Source organism: Terasakiella pusilla DSM 6293, assembly GCF_000688235.1.
GTDB lineage: Bacteria > Pseudomonadota > Alphaproteobacteria > Rhodospirillales > Terasakiellaceae > Terasakiella > Terasakiella pusilla.
Window position 1 is genome coordinate 60444 of sequence record NZ_JHYO01000002.1, and the last position, 15195, is coordinate 75638.

At 51.2% G+C, this 15195-nt stretch carries 13 protein-coding genes; 12 read left to right on the plus strand and 1 reads right to left on the minus strand.

The window, feature by feature from the left end:
• The first annotated feature begins 138 nt into the window (after positions 1–138).
• The 3 genes from Q397_RS0101640 (at position 139) to Q397_RS0101650 (ending at position 3392) form a co-directional block, all read left to right on the plus strand.
• Positions 139–825, plus strand: coding sequence for a helix-turn-helix domain-containing protein (locus Q397_RS0101640; RefSeq protein ID WP_156950608.1), 687 nt, complete (start codon positions 139–141; stop codon positions 823–825).
• 201 nt (positions 826–1026) lie between these two features.
• Entirely contained in the window at positions 1027–1434 is a 408-nt protein-coding gene (locus Q397_RS20550) for a cupin domain-containing protein (RefSeq protein ID WP_051609605.1), read from the plus strand.
• Complete coding sequence (locus tag Q397_RS0101650; protein ID WP_028877936.1) at positions 1431–3392, plus strand: oxidoreductase; 1962 nt, start codon at positions 1431–1433, stop codon at positions 3390–3392. The genes Q397_RS20550 and Q397_RS0101650 overlap by 4 nt, the downstream gene beginning before the upstream one ends.
• Positions 3393–3528: 136 nt before the next feature.
• Here Q397_RS0101650 and Q397_RS0101655 read toward each other — a convergent pair whose 3' ends face one another.
• A complete protein-coding gene (locus Q397_RS0101655) occupies positions 3529–4551 on the minus strand; it encodes a LacI family DNA-binding transcriptional regulator (RefSeq protein WP_028877937.1) in 1023 nt (340 codons plus the stop codon).
• Between the two features lie 220 nt (positions 4552–4771).
• Between Q397_RS0101655 and Q397_RS0101660 the strand changes: the two genes are divergently transcribed.
• The 9 genes from Q397_RS0101660 to Q397_RS0101700 all read left to right on the plus strand — a co-directional run bounded on the left by Q397_RS0101660 (position 4772) and on the right by Q397_RS0101700 (position 15170).
• Positions 4772–5977, plus strand: a complete 1206-nt coding sequence (locus Q397_RS0101660; protein ID WP_240475006.1) for an ABC transporter substrate-binding protein — start codon at positions 4772–4774, stop codon at positions 5975–5977.
• Positions 5978–6051: 74 nt separating this feature from the next.
• Positions 6052–6933, plus strand: coding sequence for a branched-chain amino acid ABC transporter permease (locus Q397_RS0101665; protein WP_028877939.1), 882 nt, complete (start codon positions 6052–6054; stop codon positions 6931–6933).
• Positions 6934–6943: 10 nt separating this feature from the next.
• Complete coding sequence (locus Q397_RS0101670) at positions 6944–8719, plus strand: branched-chain amino acid ABC transporter ATP-binding protein/permease (RefSeq protein WP_028877940.1); 1776 nt, start codon at positions 6944–6946, stop codon at positions 8717–8719.
• Positions 8712–9416: an ABC transporter ATP-binding protein gene (locus Q397_RS0101675; RefSeq protein WP_028877941.1), complete on the plus strand. Its 705-nt coding sequence runs from the start codon at positions 8712–8714 to the stop codon at positions 9414–9416. Before Q397_RS0101670 ends, Q397_RS0101675 begins: the two co-directional genes overlap by 8 nt.
• Before the next feature lie 15 nt (positions 9417–9431).
• Positions 9432–10415 (plus strand): NAD(P)H-quinone oxidoreductase, encoded by a 984-nt coding sequence (locus tag Q397_RS0101680; protein WP_028877942.1) that lies wholly within the window; start codon positions 9432–9434, stop codon positions 10413–10415.
• Positions 10412–11182, plus strand: coding sequence for an SDR family oxidoreductase (locus tag Q397_RS0101685; RefSeq protein ID WP_028877943.1), 771 nt, complete (start codon positions 10412–10414; stop codon positions 11180–11182). The genes Q397_RS0101680 and Q397_RS0101685 overlap by 4 nt, the downstream gene beginning before the upstream one ends.
• A gap of 53 nt (positions 11183–11235) precedes the next feature.
• Positions 11236–12024 (plus strand): shikimate dehydrogenase family protein, encoded by a 789-nt coding sequence (locus tag Q397_RS0101690; RefSeq protein ID WP_028877944.1) that lies wholly within the window; start codon positions 11236–11238, stop codon positions 12022–12024.
• Positions 12025–12045: 21 nt separating this feature from the next.
• Positions 12046–13485, plus strand: coding sequence for an NAD-dependent succinate-semialdehyde dehydrogenase (locus Q397_RS0101695; RefSeq protein ID WP_028877945.1), 1440 nt, complete (start codon positions 12046–12048; stop codon positions 13483–13485).
• 98 nt (positions 13486–13583) lie between these two features.
• On the plus strand, positions 13584–15170 hold the full coding sequence (locus tag Q397_RS0101700) for a GMC family oxidoreductase (protein WP_028877946.1): 1587 nt from the start codon (positions 13584–13586) through the stop codon (positions 15168–15170).
• Positions 15171–15195: the final 25 nt, after the last annotated feature.

Below are 15195 nucleotides of genomic sequence, written 5' to 3' on the forward strand. Positions count from 1 at the left end.
GACAACTTTTGATTGGCATAAATCATGCGCTTGTTTTTATCTGTCAGTAAAAAAATCAACATAAATTTTTACTACAGTCAACACTAAACTAAAACTATTTCACTTTTGCGCTTTTATATCGGGGGGTGTCTATGTATATTGGGGATAGAAAAACAAGGACTTAAATATTGGAAAGAAAGTATCCGACGGGTGAAAATGCGTCTGTTGGATGCGTGGCTCTACAAAATGACAACAAAAAAATCAAATAAGAAAGATCAGGCGGCAAGTGATCTTGAAAATGGATTCTATGGCGACCGTGTCCGTTTGTTACGTAAAACCAAGGGAAAGACCCTGACCCAGCTGGCGAATGAGACAAATCTGTCTTCGGGCTATATCAGCCAAATCGAACGGGGGCTGGCTTTTCCATCCGTTGCGGCGCTGGTCTCCATTGCAAAAGTTCTCGGGGTAAATGCCCAGCACTTTTTTGCCGATGCACCGGAGGTCGACGAAACCGAGATTGACTATGTGGTGCGCAGTGATAAGCGGTTGGAGATCAAATATGAAAATGGGGTTCTGGATCAGCTTTTAACTCCCAAATCCAATAAAAATCTGCAACTGATCCGCTGTAAATTCCCACCGGGAGGGGGCAGCGATACCTACACACATAAAGGGCACGAAGTGTTGTTGGTGGAGCAGGGCTCGATGGAGTTTTGGGTGGATGGCCGCCATTTTGTATTGAACGCGGGGGACACCCTGAGCTTTGAAAGCAACAAGCCTCATCGCTATATCAACAATGGTGACAGCGTTGCCATTGTGTATTGGTTTATCACGCCAGCATCTTTCTAAAACATCGTCCTTGTCTGGTTAAATCCCTCGTTTTCGGGGGATTTTTTTTGTCTTCTGTTTGGCTTGCCTTGCATAAAAGTAAATTAATTTGATTATTTTTATTGCTTAAATAAAATTTTTATATATTTTTTTTACTCATAGAAAATTATAAGCCAACATTCTTCCGTTAAACAATGGAAGCTCTTTCTTACAGGAGGCCATATGAGCACACAGACCCCCAATGCCCCGACGCGTCTTTATAAAAAAAGTGATTTGACCTTTGACCCTTATGGCAGCGAGCCGGGCAAAGCGTCGCTTGCCCGTATCATCGGGCCGGAAACCAGCCAGACCATCGGCGCGGGTATCGCGACCTTTGATGATACATCGGTTGAATGGACGGTGCTTTATGACGAGATCATCATTTGCTTGTCCGGCGTTTTTCACCTGACTGTGGATGGCGAAACTTTTGAGGCCCATCCGGGGGATGTGTTGTGGGTGCCGGAATATACGCCGGTTGTTTATTCAGGGCAAAAGGCAGAGGTGTTCTACACGCTCTATCCCGTAAACTGGACGGAGACCCGCTATCAGGCTGAATCTTTCAACCGTAACATGACAGGTGAAAACCTATGAGCAGCGCGTTGTTTCCAAATTTGTTTGAACCGATTCAGGTCGGGTTCAAGACGATTAAAAACCGGATTATGTCTACAGGCCATGATACGTCACTGTCTGTTGATGGCAGCATCAACAAAGAATATGTCGCCTATCAGGAATCCCGTGCCAGAGGTGGGGCGGGTCTTGTGGTACTGCAGGTGTCTGCGGTTCATGAATCGGCGCGTTATTCTTCCCATGTCTTGATGGCAACTGATGACAAATTCCTTCCCGGCTATCAAGAGATGGCGGAGACTTGTCATAAATACGGATGTACCGTCTTTGCCCAAATTTTCCATCCGGGCCGTGAAATTATGGAGACGGCGGATGGGTTGGAGCCTGTCGCTTATTCCGCATCGGCAATCCCACAGGAACGTTTTCATGTGATGCCGCGTCCGCTGACGAAAGACATTATCGAGGAGATCGTCGAAGGCTATGCCCAATCAGCTTTGCGCTTGAAAAAAGCAGGAATCGACGGGGCTGAAATCGTGGCAAGTCATGGCTATCTGCCCGCCCAGTTCCTGAACCCGAACATCAATAAACGCGATGACGAGTATGGCGGGAGTGCGGAAAATCGACTGCGTTTCCTAAGGGACGTGATAGCCCGTACCCGTGAGGTTGTCGGCGACGACTTTGTCGTGGGCTTACGTATTTCCAGTCGGGAAATGGACGATCAGGGCCTGGATATGCAGGAAACGATTGCGGCTTGTAAAGAAGTCTCGTCCCAGTTGGACTATGTCAACGTGATTGCAGGGACGTCCGCCTCGTTGGGGGGATCGGTCCATATTGTTCCGCCCATGACAGTGGAAAATGCCTATGTGGCCCCGGATTCCAAACTGTTTAAAGAAGCCTTGGATATCCCGGTCTTTGTCGGTGGGCGGATCAACCAACCCCAAGAAGCCGAAACCGTTTTGGCGAAAGGCGAAGCCGATGTGGTCGGGATGACGCGGGCCTTGATTTGCGATCCGTTGATGCCGACTAAGGCGATGGAAGGGCGCTTTGATGATATCCGTGCCTGTATCGCATGTAATCAGGCCTGTATCGGTCACTTCCATCGCGGGCTGCCGATCTCTTGCATTCAACATCCGGAAACCGGTCGTGAGTTACAGTTTGGCTTTGATGAAGTACCAAAGACGCAAAACCCTAAAAAGGTGATGATCGTCGGGGCCGGACCTGGTGGTCTAAAGGCTGCGAGTATCGCGGCGTTAGCCGGCCATGATGTGACCTTGCATGAAGCCACAAGCCAAATCGGCGGACAGGTCTTGCTTGCGCAAAAACTCCCGCAGCGAGAAGAGTTTGGCGGTCTTGCGACAAACCTGTTGCGCGAAGTGGAACTGGCGGGTGCTAAAGTCATCAAAAACAGCCGTGTCACCCGCGAGATGGTGGCAGAGGAAAAACCTGATGCGGTTATTATTGCAACCGGTGCCCGCCCTTATGTGCCTGAGTTTGAAAATATGGGCGACATGCAGGTGGTGACGGCATGGGATGTCTTGAACGATACGGTCAAAATTGGCGGCAATGTCGTGGTTGCGGACTGGAAGTGTGACTGGATCGGCATGGGCGTTTCCGAGCTACTTGCCAGCAAAGGCCATACGGTGAAGCTGTGTGCCAACGGTCTGTTTATGGGCGAAAAGCTGCAATCCTATGTGCGCACTGAAATGGTGGCGGCGTTGCACAGGCTGGGGGTGGAAACTCATCCGTATATGCGCCTGTTTGGCTGTGATGATGATACGGTCTATATGCAGCACACGGCCAGTAATGAAGCGGTTCTGTTTGAAGGGATCGACACGTTGGTCCTTTCTCAAGGGCATTTACCCAATGATGACCTGAAAGACCAGATTGCTGATTTGTGCGAGGTGCATCTGATTGGCGATGCGCTTGTTGCCCGTACCGCAGAAGAGGCCGTCTTTGAAGGCTTGAAGACGGCGTGGGCGCTATAAAAGAGGTTAGATAGAGAAGAAGACCCTAGCTTCTGTGTCTAACACCTGAGGCTATAACGATCATTCTCTGATCCGTTAGAGATAGAACTGGTCCCCGTGAAGTTACTTTTGCGGGGATTTTTTTATGGGGTGAGGATTAATCTTTCGGGGCGGGGCCGCTGCTGTCGCGGATGAGGAGTTGCAGGGACACTTCTTCGAGGCGGGGCGGTTTTTTGCCTTCTATGAGGGCGATGATATGTTGGGCGCTTTTTCTGCCGATGTCGTTTGCGGGGGTTTCAAGGGTGGTAATCGCGGGGATTGCGACGGAGGAGTAGGTGTTGTTATCAATGCTGGCGATGGAAATTTCTTTGGGGATAAGGACGTTTTGTTCCTTGGCTTCGGCATTGACCCCCATGGCGAGGATATCGCTGAGGGTGATCAGGGCGGTCGGTCGGGTCTTCAGTTCCAAGGCGTTGATCAGGCCTGCGCGTCCACCTTCCAATGTTAAGGGATGTTCAATGACCTGATCGTCAGGAAGGTCGATGCCCTGCTTGGCGAGTGTGTCGCGAATCCCTTTTATACGCAGGCGCATCCGGTCATTTTTAAAGATCGGGCCACTGATGACGGCAAATTTTTCATGACCCAGCCCCAAAAGATGTTCTGTAATCATCTGTCCGGCCTGCTGGTTGTAAAAGCCGACTCCGTAGTTGGTATCACATTCATCCAGCGACCACATGAGGATGTAAGGACGATTACCGCTTTTCAAGGTCTCAAAAATCTCTGGTTCATGGTCGGTGCCGACAAAGAGCATGCCTTCCACACCGCGTTCCAGCAGGTTTTTGACACTGGCAAGTTCGCTTGCAACACTATATTCCGTGGAGGCAATGAAAAGCTGGTATCCCAGCTTGCTGGCCTCAATCTGGATGGCCTGCATGGTGTCTGCAAAAATCGGGTTTGTGATACTGGGAAAGACCGCACCGATACTGTAACTGCGGTTTGAGGCAAGGGCGCGCGCGGCGGCATTTCGGACATATCCCAATTTGCGCACGGCCTCTTCGACCTTTCTGAGAGTAGCTGGTTTAACCGACTGGGGAGATGATAGGGCGTTGGAAGCGCTACCTAAAGATACACCGGCAAGCTTTGCGACATCTTCTAATCTTGGTTTGGTCGATTTGCTCATAAAATTTCCAGAAAGGACATTGACATGTAATTTTTGCGATGATAGAAGCGAAAAATGCATATTTCAATATTTATGTGCAGAAAAAATGAAGCGCTTCAAGTTTAGGTGGTTTTAAAAGCTGGGGCGGTTCAGGTAGTTCACCGGTAACGGTGTTTTTTTATAGCGCAAAAATGAAGCGCTTCAAATTTAACAGGCTAGAGGCTTTTTTATGAAAAAATATGTGAGCAAGATTAAGGGTGGTGCCGTTGCGGCGGTTGCCCTGACGATGTCGTTCTCTGCAATGGCTGACATTAATGTCGGTGCGTTATATCCGTTCAGTGGTGGGCTGGCGCTGTTGGGGAATGAAAGTTTCCGTGGTCTTGAAATCGCAATCGAAGAACGCAACGCCAACGGTGGCTTGCGTGGTGAACAGATCAAGCTGGTCAAATCTGACGCGGTTGATGCTGGTCAGGCTGTAGGCGCGGCGCGTAAATTGACATCCATCGAAGGTGTGGACGTGATTTTCGGCAGCTTCTCTTCCTCCATCTCCTTTGCAGCGACACAAGTTGCAGAACTGGCGGCTGTCCCTTACTTCGAGCTGGGCGCGATCTCTGACAACATCACAGATCGTAACATGAAGTACGTTTTCCGTAGCAACCCGACAGCGAAGAACTTTGCTGAAGGTACGATCGATGCGATCTTCAAGGTTGTTGCCCCGACATACGGTGTGGATGCGAAAGACCTGAAAGTAGCGATCATTCACGAAGATGCGTTGTATGGGACAACTGTGTCTCAGTTCCAGAAAGATATCGCCAAAGAAAAAGGCCTGAACGTGGTTCAGACATTGCCTTATTCTGCCAAAGCGGTTGACCTGTCTTCACTGGTACTGCGTTTGAAAGGTGCAGGCGCTGATGTAGTTCTGCAAACGTCTTATCAGAACGACACAACCCTGTTCTTCCGCCAAATGCGCGAAGCTGGCTTTAAGCCGAAAGCCCTGATCGGTGCCGGTGGTGGTTATTCCATGAAAGACACGGTTAAAGTTGTTGGCGAGAAAAACATGGAAGGCGTTCTGGACGTTGACTTTGCACAGTACCTGATGAACGAAGCCGGCGCGCCGGGCATCAAAGAATTTCAGGCGACATACAAAGAACGTTACGGTGAAGAGCCGCGTTCCGGTCACAGCCTGATCAACTATTCCGGTGCGAAAATCTTCCTTGATGCGTTGGAAAAAGCAGCTTCCTTGAAAGCGGACGACGTTCGTGAAGCGGTTATGGCGATTGATCTTCCGATTGGTTCGACTGCGGCAGGTATTGGCGCAAAAATGAACGAAAACGGTCAGAATATCCGTGCGAACGCTGCGATCATGCAATGGCAAGACGGTGAGTTGAAAACTGTCTACCCAGAAGCAGCTGCTGTTGCAGCACCTAAATTCCCGCAGCATCCTTAATCGATGCCTGAAGTTCACGGAACCTTTGTCACGAAGGTTCCGTGATCCCCTCCAATCTATCAGGTGACAGACTTATGGAAATCTTTCTCCAGTTACTTATAAACGGGCTTATGCTTGGTGGTACGTTTGCCATCATCAGTATCGGCTTGACGTTAATTTTCGGTATTGTCCGCGTTGTCAACTTTGCCCACGGTGAATTTTTGATGATTGCGATGTACGGCGTCTATTTGATGAACCTGCAATTCGGGTTGCATCCTTATGTCGCGATGCTGCCGATGTTCTTTCTCATGTTCGCGCTTGGTGCTGTGATGCAGCGCTACATTATCCAGCCTTTGTTGAGCGCGTCTGATGAAATTCAAATTTTCGCAACGGTTGGCGTTTCAACGGCTTTGATGAATGCAGGCCTGATGGTCTTTGGTGCAGACGTGTATTCGGTTGATATGTCCTCGGCCGTCGTTGGTACCGGAATGACTTCTATCGGGTCCCTGACGATCAATAACGGGCAGTTGATGACCTTTATCGTTTCCATTCTGTTGATCGGTGCGCTGGATTGGTTCTTGAAATACACCTTCCTTGGGCGTGCGATCCGCGCAACGGCGCAGCATCGTGATGCAGCTTTGCTGATGGGGGTGGATGTAAAGAAAATTTATATCATCGCCTTTGGTCTGGGTGCTGGGTGTCTTGGTCTTGCCGGTGGTTTGATGGCGCCGCAATATCCGGTCTTTCCGACCGTTGGGACTTTCTTTGTATTGACGGCCTTTATCATCGTTGTTCTGGGTGGTCTGGGTAGCTTGCACGGGGCTTTTCTTGGTGCGCTGATTATCGGTGTTGTCGATAGTCTGGCTGGCTACTACATCGCGCCTGACCTCAAAGAGGTCGTTTACTTCTCGATATTTATTGCGATTTTGATTTTCCGCCCAACAGGTTTGTTTGGTGCCGGTCGCGGTTCAGAGTAAGGGATAAGTCATGAACATTACACAACCGCAAAACTATGTAAGTCTTCTCTTACTTCTTTTAATGCTGGTTTTCCCGGTCGTCGCCGGATCACCCTTCGTCTATCACATCTTTATCCTTGTCTTTAGTTACGCTGCCTTGGCAAGTGCGTGGAACGTGGTCGGTGGTTTTGCCGGTCAGCTTTCCCTTGGTCACGCCGTTTATTATGGGGTGGGGTCTTACACAGCGACCCTGTTGATGATCAACTTCGGGATCTCCCCGTGGATCGGCATGGTTGCCGGTGCGTTGCTGGCGTCTGTTATCTCTGTGTTTGTCAGCTGGCCTTGCTTCCGTCTGCGTGGTCCGTTCTTTGCGCTGGCCTCCATCGCTGTTTTGGAAGTTGTGCGTCTGTTGGTCATCAACCAGCATGGCCTGACAGGCGGGTCTGCGGGCTTGGCTGTTCCGTTGCAGCAAGGTGTTGAATGGATGGTCTTCCGGGAGCGTTGGCCGTACCTTGTGATCTCCTTCGGTTTGTTGTCGGCGGCGCTGTTCGTGTCGTGGAAGATCAAAAACTCCCGCCTTGGCTACTATTTGATTGCGGTACGTGAACGTGAAGATGCAGCCTTGGCTGTGGGCGTAAATGCCGTGCGTGTGAAGTTGGCTGCGGTGATTATCTCCGCTTTCCTGACCAGTACGGTCGGTAGCTTCCATGCCATGTACTTTACCTTCATTGAACCGGGTGCCGTTTTCTCGCTGGAACTGTCTATTCAGATCGCCATGTTTGCTTTGATCGGTGGTCTGGGGACAATCTCCGGTCCGGTGATCGGGACGGTTCTTGTCCTGCCGTTGGCTGAATTGGCCCGTGGCTGGTTGGGTGACTTTGCAGATGGGTTCCACGGTTTTGTTTATGGTGTGGTTCTGGTCATCGTGGTTCTGACGATCCCGCGTGGTCTGGTCGGTCAGTTTGGCGCCCGTGTAGGGGCTTTGATCAACCGCCTGCCGGGATATAAAGAGCCGGAAACGGTCCAGCCCAGTACTTCGACTCTGACGCATGTTCAAAGTGAAACCTTGGGTCAACCGATCCTGGTTGCAGAACATCTGCACAAATATTTTGGCGGTGTTCATGCGACAAACGATGTCTCCCTGACCTTGAAAGAAGGCGAGATCATCGGGGTTATCGGCCCGAACGGTGCAGGTAAAACAACGGTCTTCAACCAACTGTCCGGTTTCTTGAAGCCGACCAGCGGGTCCGTACGTATCCGTACATCCTACGGGGAATGGGTAACGCCCAAGTCACCAGCGGAATTTGCCAAAGCAGGCATTGGTCGCACGTTCCAGATTGTTCAGCCGTTTGCGGATTTGTCCGTGCGTGAAAACATCATGATCGGTGCCTTTATGAACACCGATGATCATGTGGAAGCCCGCGCCATCGCTGCCGAAGTGGCCCAATTGACCGATTTGACGGACCAATTGGACAAGGTTGCACGTGATCTGACCGTTGGCGGCATGAAGCGTCTGGAAATGGCGCGTGCCTTGGCAACCCGCCCGCGTATCTTGTTGCTGGATGAAGTGTTGGCTGGTCTTAACCCGTCTGACATTACCAAAGCGATTGAGATTATCCGTCGTATCCGTGACACAGGCGTCAGCATCTTGATGATTGAACATATCATGCAAGCAACCATGAGCCTGTCTGACCATGTGGCTGTGATCAACTCCGGCTCTTTGTTGATCGAAGGTGAACCGGAAAAAGTCGTCAAGGACCCTCAGGTGATCGAGGCTTATCTTGGGAAGGAGTACAGCCATGCTTAAGTTTAACAATGTGTCAGCCGGCTATGGTGGTGCAGAAATCCTGCGCAATGTCTCCCTTGAAGTCAAAGAAGGTGAAGTGGTCACCATCGTTGGGGCAAACGGGGCCGGTAAAACGACCTCTTTGCGCAGCCTGTGTGGGTTGATCCCGTTGACAAGTGGGTCCATCGAGTTTCAGGGGCAGCAGATCAACGGTCTGCAACCCCATGAAATCGTAGACCGTGGCATTACCTTGGTGCCGGAAGGGCGTCAGCTTTTCCCGTTCATCACGGTGCGCGATAACCTGTTGATGGGCGCCTATAAAAAGACGGCCCGTAAAGATGCGGAAAAACGACTGGAAGAAGTTCTGGAACTGTTCCCGCGGGTGCGCGAACGTCTGGGGCAATATGCCAGCCAGCTTTCCGGTGGGGAGCAACAGATGGTTGCCATCGGTCGTGGCCTGATGTCCCAGCCGAAACTGTTGATGTTTGATGAGCCGTCTTTGGGCTTGTCCCCGCTGTTGGTGTCGCAAGTCTTCGACATCATCCGCAGCATCGTGCAATCCGGCACAACCGTCTTGATCGTGGAACAAAACATCGGTCACACCCTGCGCTTGGCGGACCGTGGCTATGTGTTGGAAAACGGCGAAGTCGTGGTTGATGGCACGGGCGAGCAATTGCTGGATGATCCGCATGTCAAGCGCGCTTATCTGGGCCTTTAAAGGAAGGAAAGTTTTATGCGTTATATTGATTATGGGACTGGGGGCGGTGCAGACTGCCTCCGGATCAAAGAGACCGACAAGCCGGTCTTGCGTGCTGGTGAAGTTCTGATCGAAGTGGCTTATGCTGGCGTGAACCGCCCCGACATTTTACAACGCAGCGGCAGTTATCCGCCGCCGCCAAACGCCAGCCCCTATCTGGGACTGGAAGTATCGGGCACCGTGGTTGCTGTTGAAGGTCCGGTTACAAATGTGAAGGTCGGCGATCAGGTCTGTGCCTTGACGCCGGGGGGTGGCTATGCGGAATTTGTCGCTGTGCCTGCGGGGCATTGCTTGCCCATTCCCGCTGGCCTGTCCTTGCTGGAAGCCGCAGCCGTGCCGGAAAACTATTTCACCGTATGGACCAACGTTTTTGAAAGAGGGCGTCTGCAAAAAGGCGAAACCATCCTGATCCATGGCGGGTCCAGCGGCATTGGTTTGACAGCGATCCAGCTTGCCAAACAGTTTGGCGCAACCGTCTATACAACAGTCGGCAACGACGAAAAGGCGGCGGCTTGTAAAAAGTATGGCGCTGATTTGGCCATCAATTACAAGACGCAGGATTTCCAAGAGGTTATTGCCCAAGAAACCGATGGCAAAGGCGTCAACCTGATCCTTGATATGGTCGGGGCGCTGTATCTGCAAAAGAACATTGCTTCCCTTGCCCTTGAAGGTCGCCTTGTGCAAATTGCCTTCCTGCATGGCAGTGTCACGGAAATTGATGCCACACCGATTATGTTGAAGCGGTTGACCTTTACGGGCTCCACGCTGCGGGCACGACCGGATGGGGAAAAGCAGCAGATTGCAGAAACCTTGCAAGAACAGGTCTTCCCGTTATTGCAGGCAGGGAAAGCAAAGCCGGTCATTTATAAATCCTTTGAGTTTGATGACGTGATTGCCGCCCATGAATTGATGGAAAGCAGCACCCATATCGGCAAAATTATGCTGAAGGTAAAGCCATGAGCCAATTGACACATAAGGGCCGTGTGGTCCTTGTCAGTGGCGCAGGTAACGGCATCGGCGCGGCAATTACCGAAAGGTTTTGCCAAGCCGGTGCCACCGTCGCCCTGCTGGATATCAACGAAGCCCAAGTCAAAAGCAAAGCCGAAGAGCTGCGCGCCAAAGGCTATAGCGTTGCCTGGGCAACGGCAAATGTCGCGGATTTTGACCAATGTGAACAAGCCTATAACGCCTTGGTCGCTGAAGTCGGGCCGATTGATACCTTGATCAACAATGCGGGCATTTCGCCCAAAACGGACGGTCTGCCCATGCCGATCTGGAAGATGGACCCGAAAGAATGGACGGGTGTGGTGGATGTCAACTTAAACGGTGCATTTAACCTCGCGCGTTTGGCAAGTCCGTCCATGGTTGAAAACAAGTTTGGCCGCATCATCAATATGTCTTCCGTTGCCGCCAAAGCCTATCTGCCGCTTGTTGCTGCCCATTATAGTGCAACCAAGGCCGCCTTGATCGGCTTTACCCGCCATTTGGCAGGGGAGCTGGGCCAGTACGGCATCACGGTCAATGCCTTGGCACCGGGACGTATTGAAACCCCGATGCTGAAAATGGTTGCCCCGGAAGTTAATCAGCAAGCCGTGGATAACACCGCCCTTGGCAGACTGGGTGCCCCGGAAGAAGTGGCCCACATGGCGTGCTATCTGACCAGTGATGAAAGTGCCTTTATTACGGGTCAGGTCGTGGATGTGGCTGGCGGTTGGTTGATGACCTAACGGCACCAGCCCGACATCGCCAAGCTTTAGACATTTAAATTTGTGAGTCTTTTATGATTACAGGAAATACAAAGATCGCCGCCATTATTGCGGACCCGATCAAACAGGTGAAGACCCCGCAAATGGTCAATCCTATTTTTGAAGAATTGGGCAGCGACACCTTGATGGTCCCCGTCCATGTCAGCGCGGACGATCTGTCCGGTGTCTGGTCCAGCCTGAAAGCGATTAAAAACTTTGAAGGCATGGTGGTGACGGTCCCGCACAAAACGACGGTCGCCGGATTGTGTGACGAGATCAGCGAAGCCGCCCAGATCGTCGGTGCGGTCAATGTGGTGACCAAGACAGCCAACGGTACCTTTAAGGGCGATATCCTTGATGGTGAAGGGTTTCTGGCTGGATTGCTCAGCCAAGGCATTGATCCCAAAGACATGTCTGTGTTGTTGGTCGGGGCAGGCGGGGCAGGATCTGCCATTGCTTATGCTTTTGCAAAATATGGCATCAAGCATCTGACCATCGCCAACCGCACCATCAGCAAACCGCAGGATTTGATCAACCGCCTGCAAGCCAGCTTCCCGGATTTGAAGGCAGAGGCTGTGTCTAGGCCAGAAGGGCAGTTTGATCTGCTGGTGAACGCGACATCTTTGGGGATGGATGAAAATGATCCACTACCCGTTGAAGAAAGCGTGATTGCAAACTGTGACACAGTGGCGGAGATCATCATGAAACCGCAAATGACCCGCCTGTTGCAAACCGCACAGGATCAGGGCCGCAAAATCCATTTCGGGGAACATATGTTGAAGTGCCAGTGCAAGCAAATGGCTGACTTCATTCTCTCAAATTAAATAAAAAACAGGACAAAATTCATGTATAAAAATTATGGCTTACTTATCGATGGTGTCTGGGCGCAAAGTGCAAGTGGTGAAACACTGGATGTGATCAGCCCGGCAACCGAACAAGTCATCGGCCAATTGCCAAAAGCCAATCAGGCAGAAGTTGATGCCGCCCTTAATAGTGCCCAAGCGGCCTTTAAAATCTGGCGTCATGAAAACCCGTGGGTGCGGTCCCAGAAACTGCGCAAAGCAGGTGATCTGTTGCGCGAACGTGCTCAAGAAATCGGTTTGATGATGTCTCACGAAACAGGCAAGCCGCTGGCTGAGTCTGTTGCAGAAATGAACGCGGCGGCTGATCAGTTTGAATGGTATAGCGGCGAAACCATGCGCATCTATGGTCAGACGATCGAAGGACGTGACCAAAACACCCGCATGAAAGTCATCTATCAGCCGGTTGGTGTGGTTGCGGCCTTTTCTGCATGGAACTTCCCGGCTTTGTTGCCTGCGCGTAAAATTGCGGCAGCCTTGGCAGCAGGTTGTTCCATCGTCATTAAACCAGCCAGTGAAGCGCCGGGGTCTTGCCTTGCGATTGCGCAAGCTTGTTTGGATGCGGGCGTGGATAAGGGCGCGGTCAATGTTTTGACAGGTCAATCCAGCTTCCTGTCCGAAGCCTTGGTGAAGTCCGATATTACCAAAAAAGTGTCCCTGACCGGTTCAACCAACGTTGGTAAACTCTTGTTGCATATGGCAGCAGACGGCATCAAAAAAGTGTCCATGGAACTGGGTGGTCATGCCCCCGTGGTGGTCTTTGCGGATGCTGATGGTGCTGAAGCAGCCAAGACGGTTGCGGCGTCCAAGTTTAGAAACTGCGGTCAGGTCTGCGTGTCCCCGACACGTTTTTATGTCCATGAAAGCCAGTATGATGCCTTTACCAAAGCCTTTGCCGACTATGCAAACAGCCTTGTGCTGGGCAATGGGGCCGAAGGGGTCGCAAACATTGGCCCGATGGTGAATAAACGCGGTCTGGAAAGTGCGTTGTCTTTGATCGAAGATGCGGTATCGAAAGGCGCACGTGTCTTGGCAGGCGGCAAGCGCCCAGCAGATAAAGACACAGGTTTTTATCTGGAACCAACAGTGTTGGCAGATGTACCGGATGACGCGCGCATTATGACGGAAGAACCGTTCGCCCCGATCGCACCGATCACTAAGTTTAGTGACTATGACGAGGTGATGGAACGTGCCAATGGCCTGCCTTATGGCTTGGCGGCGTATCTGTTCTCCGACGATCTCAGCACCTCCACACGTGCGGCAGAAGATCTTGAAGCCGGTATGGTCGGCGTCAACGAAGTCTTGTTGGCCTCAGCGGAAATGCCGTTTGGCGGCGTGAAGGAAAGTGGTTTTGGTCGTGAAGGCGGTAGTCTGGGTATCCTTGAATATCTGGAAGCCAAGTTTATTAAGACCAAGTTGAAATAGTCTGACATGTCCCCCCTTTACCTCATGATTGGGGAGGTGAAGGGGGGATCAGGGACTGTTTTTATAAGAAATACAACCTTTAAGGTTTTGAGTTTAAAATGAACACTTATGATTATGTTATTGTCGGGGGCGGGACGGCGGGATGTATCCTCGCAAACCGACTAACAGCCTGTGGTAAATATAAGGTCCTGTTGCTGGAAGCGGGTGGGGAACCGCGCAGCATGTGGATTTCCATTCCGGCTGGATTTAGCAAGCTATTGACCAATAAAAAGTACAATTGGAACTTTAAGGTCGCACCGGAAGAAAACACCAAAAACCGTGAAATTGCGGTCCCCAGAGGTAAAGGTCTGGGCGGCTCTACACTGATCAACGGCATGATTTACGCGTGGGGGCAACGCGAAGATTATGACGCTTGGCAGGATATGGGCGCAGTGGGCTGGGGGTTTAAAGACGTTGAACCATATTTCCAAAAGCTGGAAACTTTCAGCGATGGCGCGCAGGGTCGTGGCAAAAAAGGCCCGATGAACATTGATCTGGTCCATGAACGCTTCCCGGTATCTTCTGCCTTTTTAGAGGCTGCGAAAGAACGCGGGCATCCGATTAATCCTGATTACAATAACGGCGATCAAAGCGGTTTCGGCTATTATCAAACCGCCATGAAAGGCGGCAAGCGTTGGAGCGTGGTTGATGGTTACCTGAAACCTGCGCGTAAACGGACAAACCTGCGTGTGGAAACCCATGCACTTGTGCAAGACCTTGATATTGAAGGTAAAAAATGCGTCGGCGTGACCTATCTGCAAAATGGTCAGCGTAAATCGGTTAAAGCCAACAAAGAAGTGATCATGGCCGCGGGCGCTATCCAGACCCCGCAGTTGTTGGAACTGTCAGGCATCGGTTCGCCTGACTTGCTAAAATCCCACGGGATTGAGGTCAAACATGATCTGGCCCGCGTTGGTGAAAACTATATCGACCATTTTGCCACCCGTATGAACTGGCGTGTCAAAAATACGGTGACGTTAAACGAAATGGCGCGTGGCTGGCGTCTGGGCCTTGAAGTTGCCAAATACTATACCCAGAAGAAAGGGATTTTGACACTGGGCACAGGATTGGTGCATGGGTTTGTGAAAACCAAGCCCGTATTTAAGACACCGGATGTGCAGTACTTTTTTGTCCATGCAAGTTACGCCAATGCCGCAGAGCGCAAATTGGATAAAGCACCGGGCATGACCATTGGGGTGACCCAATTGCGCCCTGAATCGCAAGGCAGTATCCACATTCAATCCCCACGCCCTGACATGATGCCGGCGATTAAGCCGAACTTTTTGTCTGTGGAAGAAGATCGTCGCTCCATAGTGGAGGGTATGAAAATGGCGCGTGACATCGTCCGGGCGTCCAAAATGTCGCATTTTGTGGACTATGAACTTTGCCCCGGTAAAAACGTGCAAAGTGATGACGAATGGTTGGACTTTGCCCGCGGCAATGGTCAGACGATTTATCACCCGATTGCCACCTGTCGTATGGGCACGGATGATCAAGCGGTTGTAGATACTAAGCTGAAGGTCAAAGGGTTGGACGGCTTGCGCATCGTTGATGCCTCCGTCATGCCAAAGATGGTATCGGGTAACACGCAAGCAGCGGTGATGATGGTGGCGGAAAAAGCCTCTGACCTGATCCTCAACGACTAACCAACATCCAAGGATGGGGAAAGAC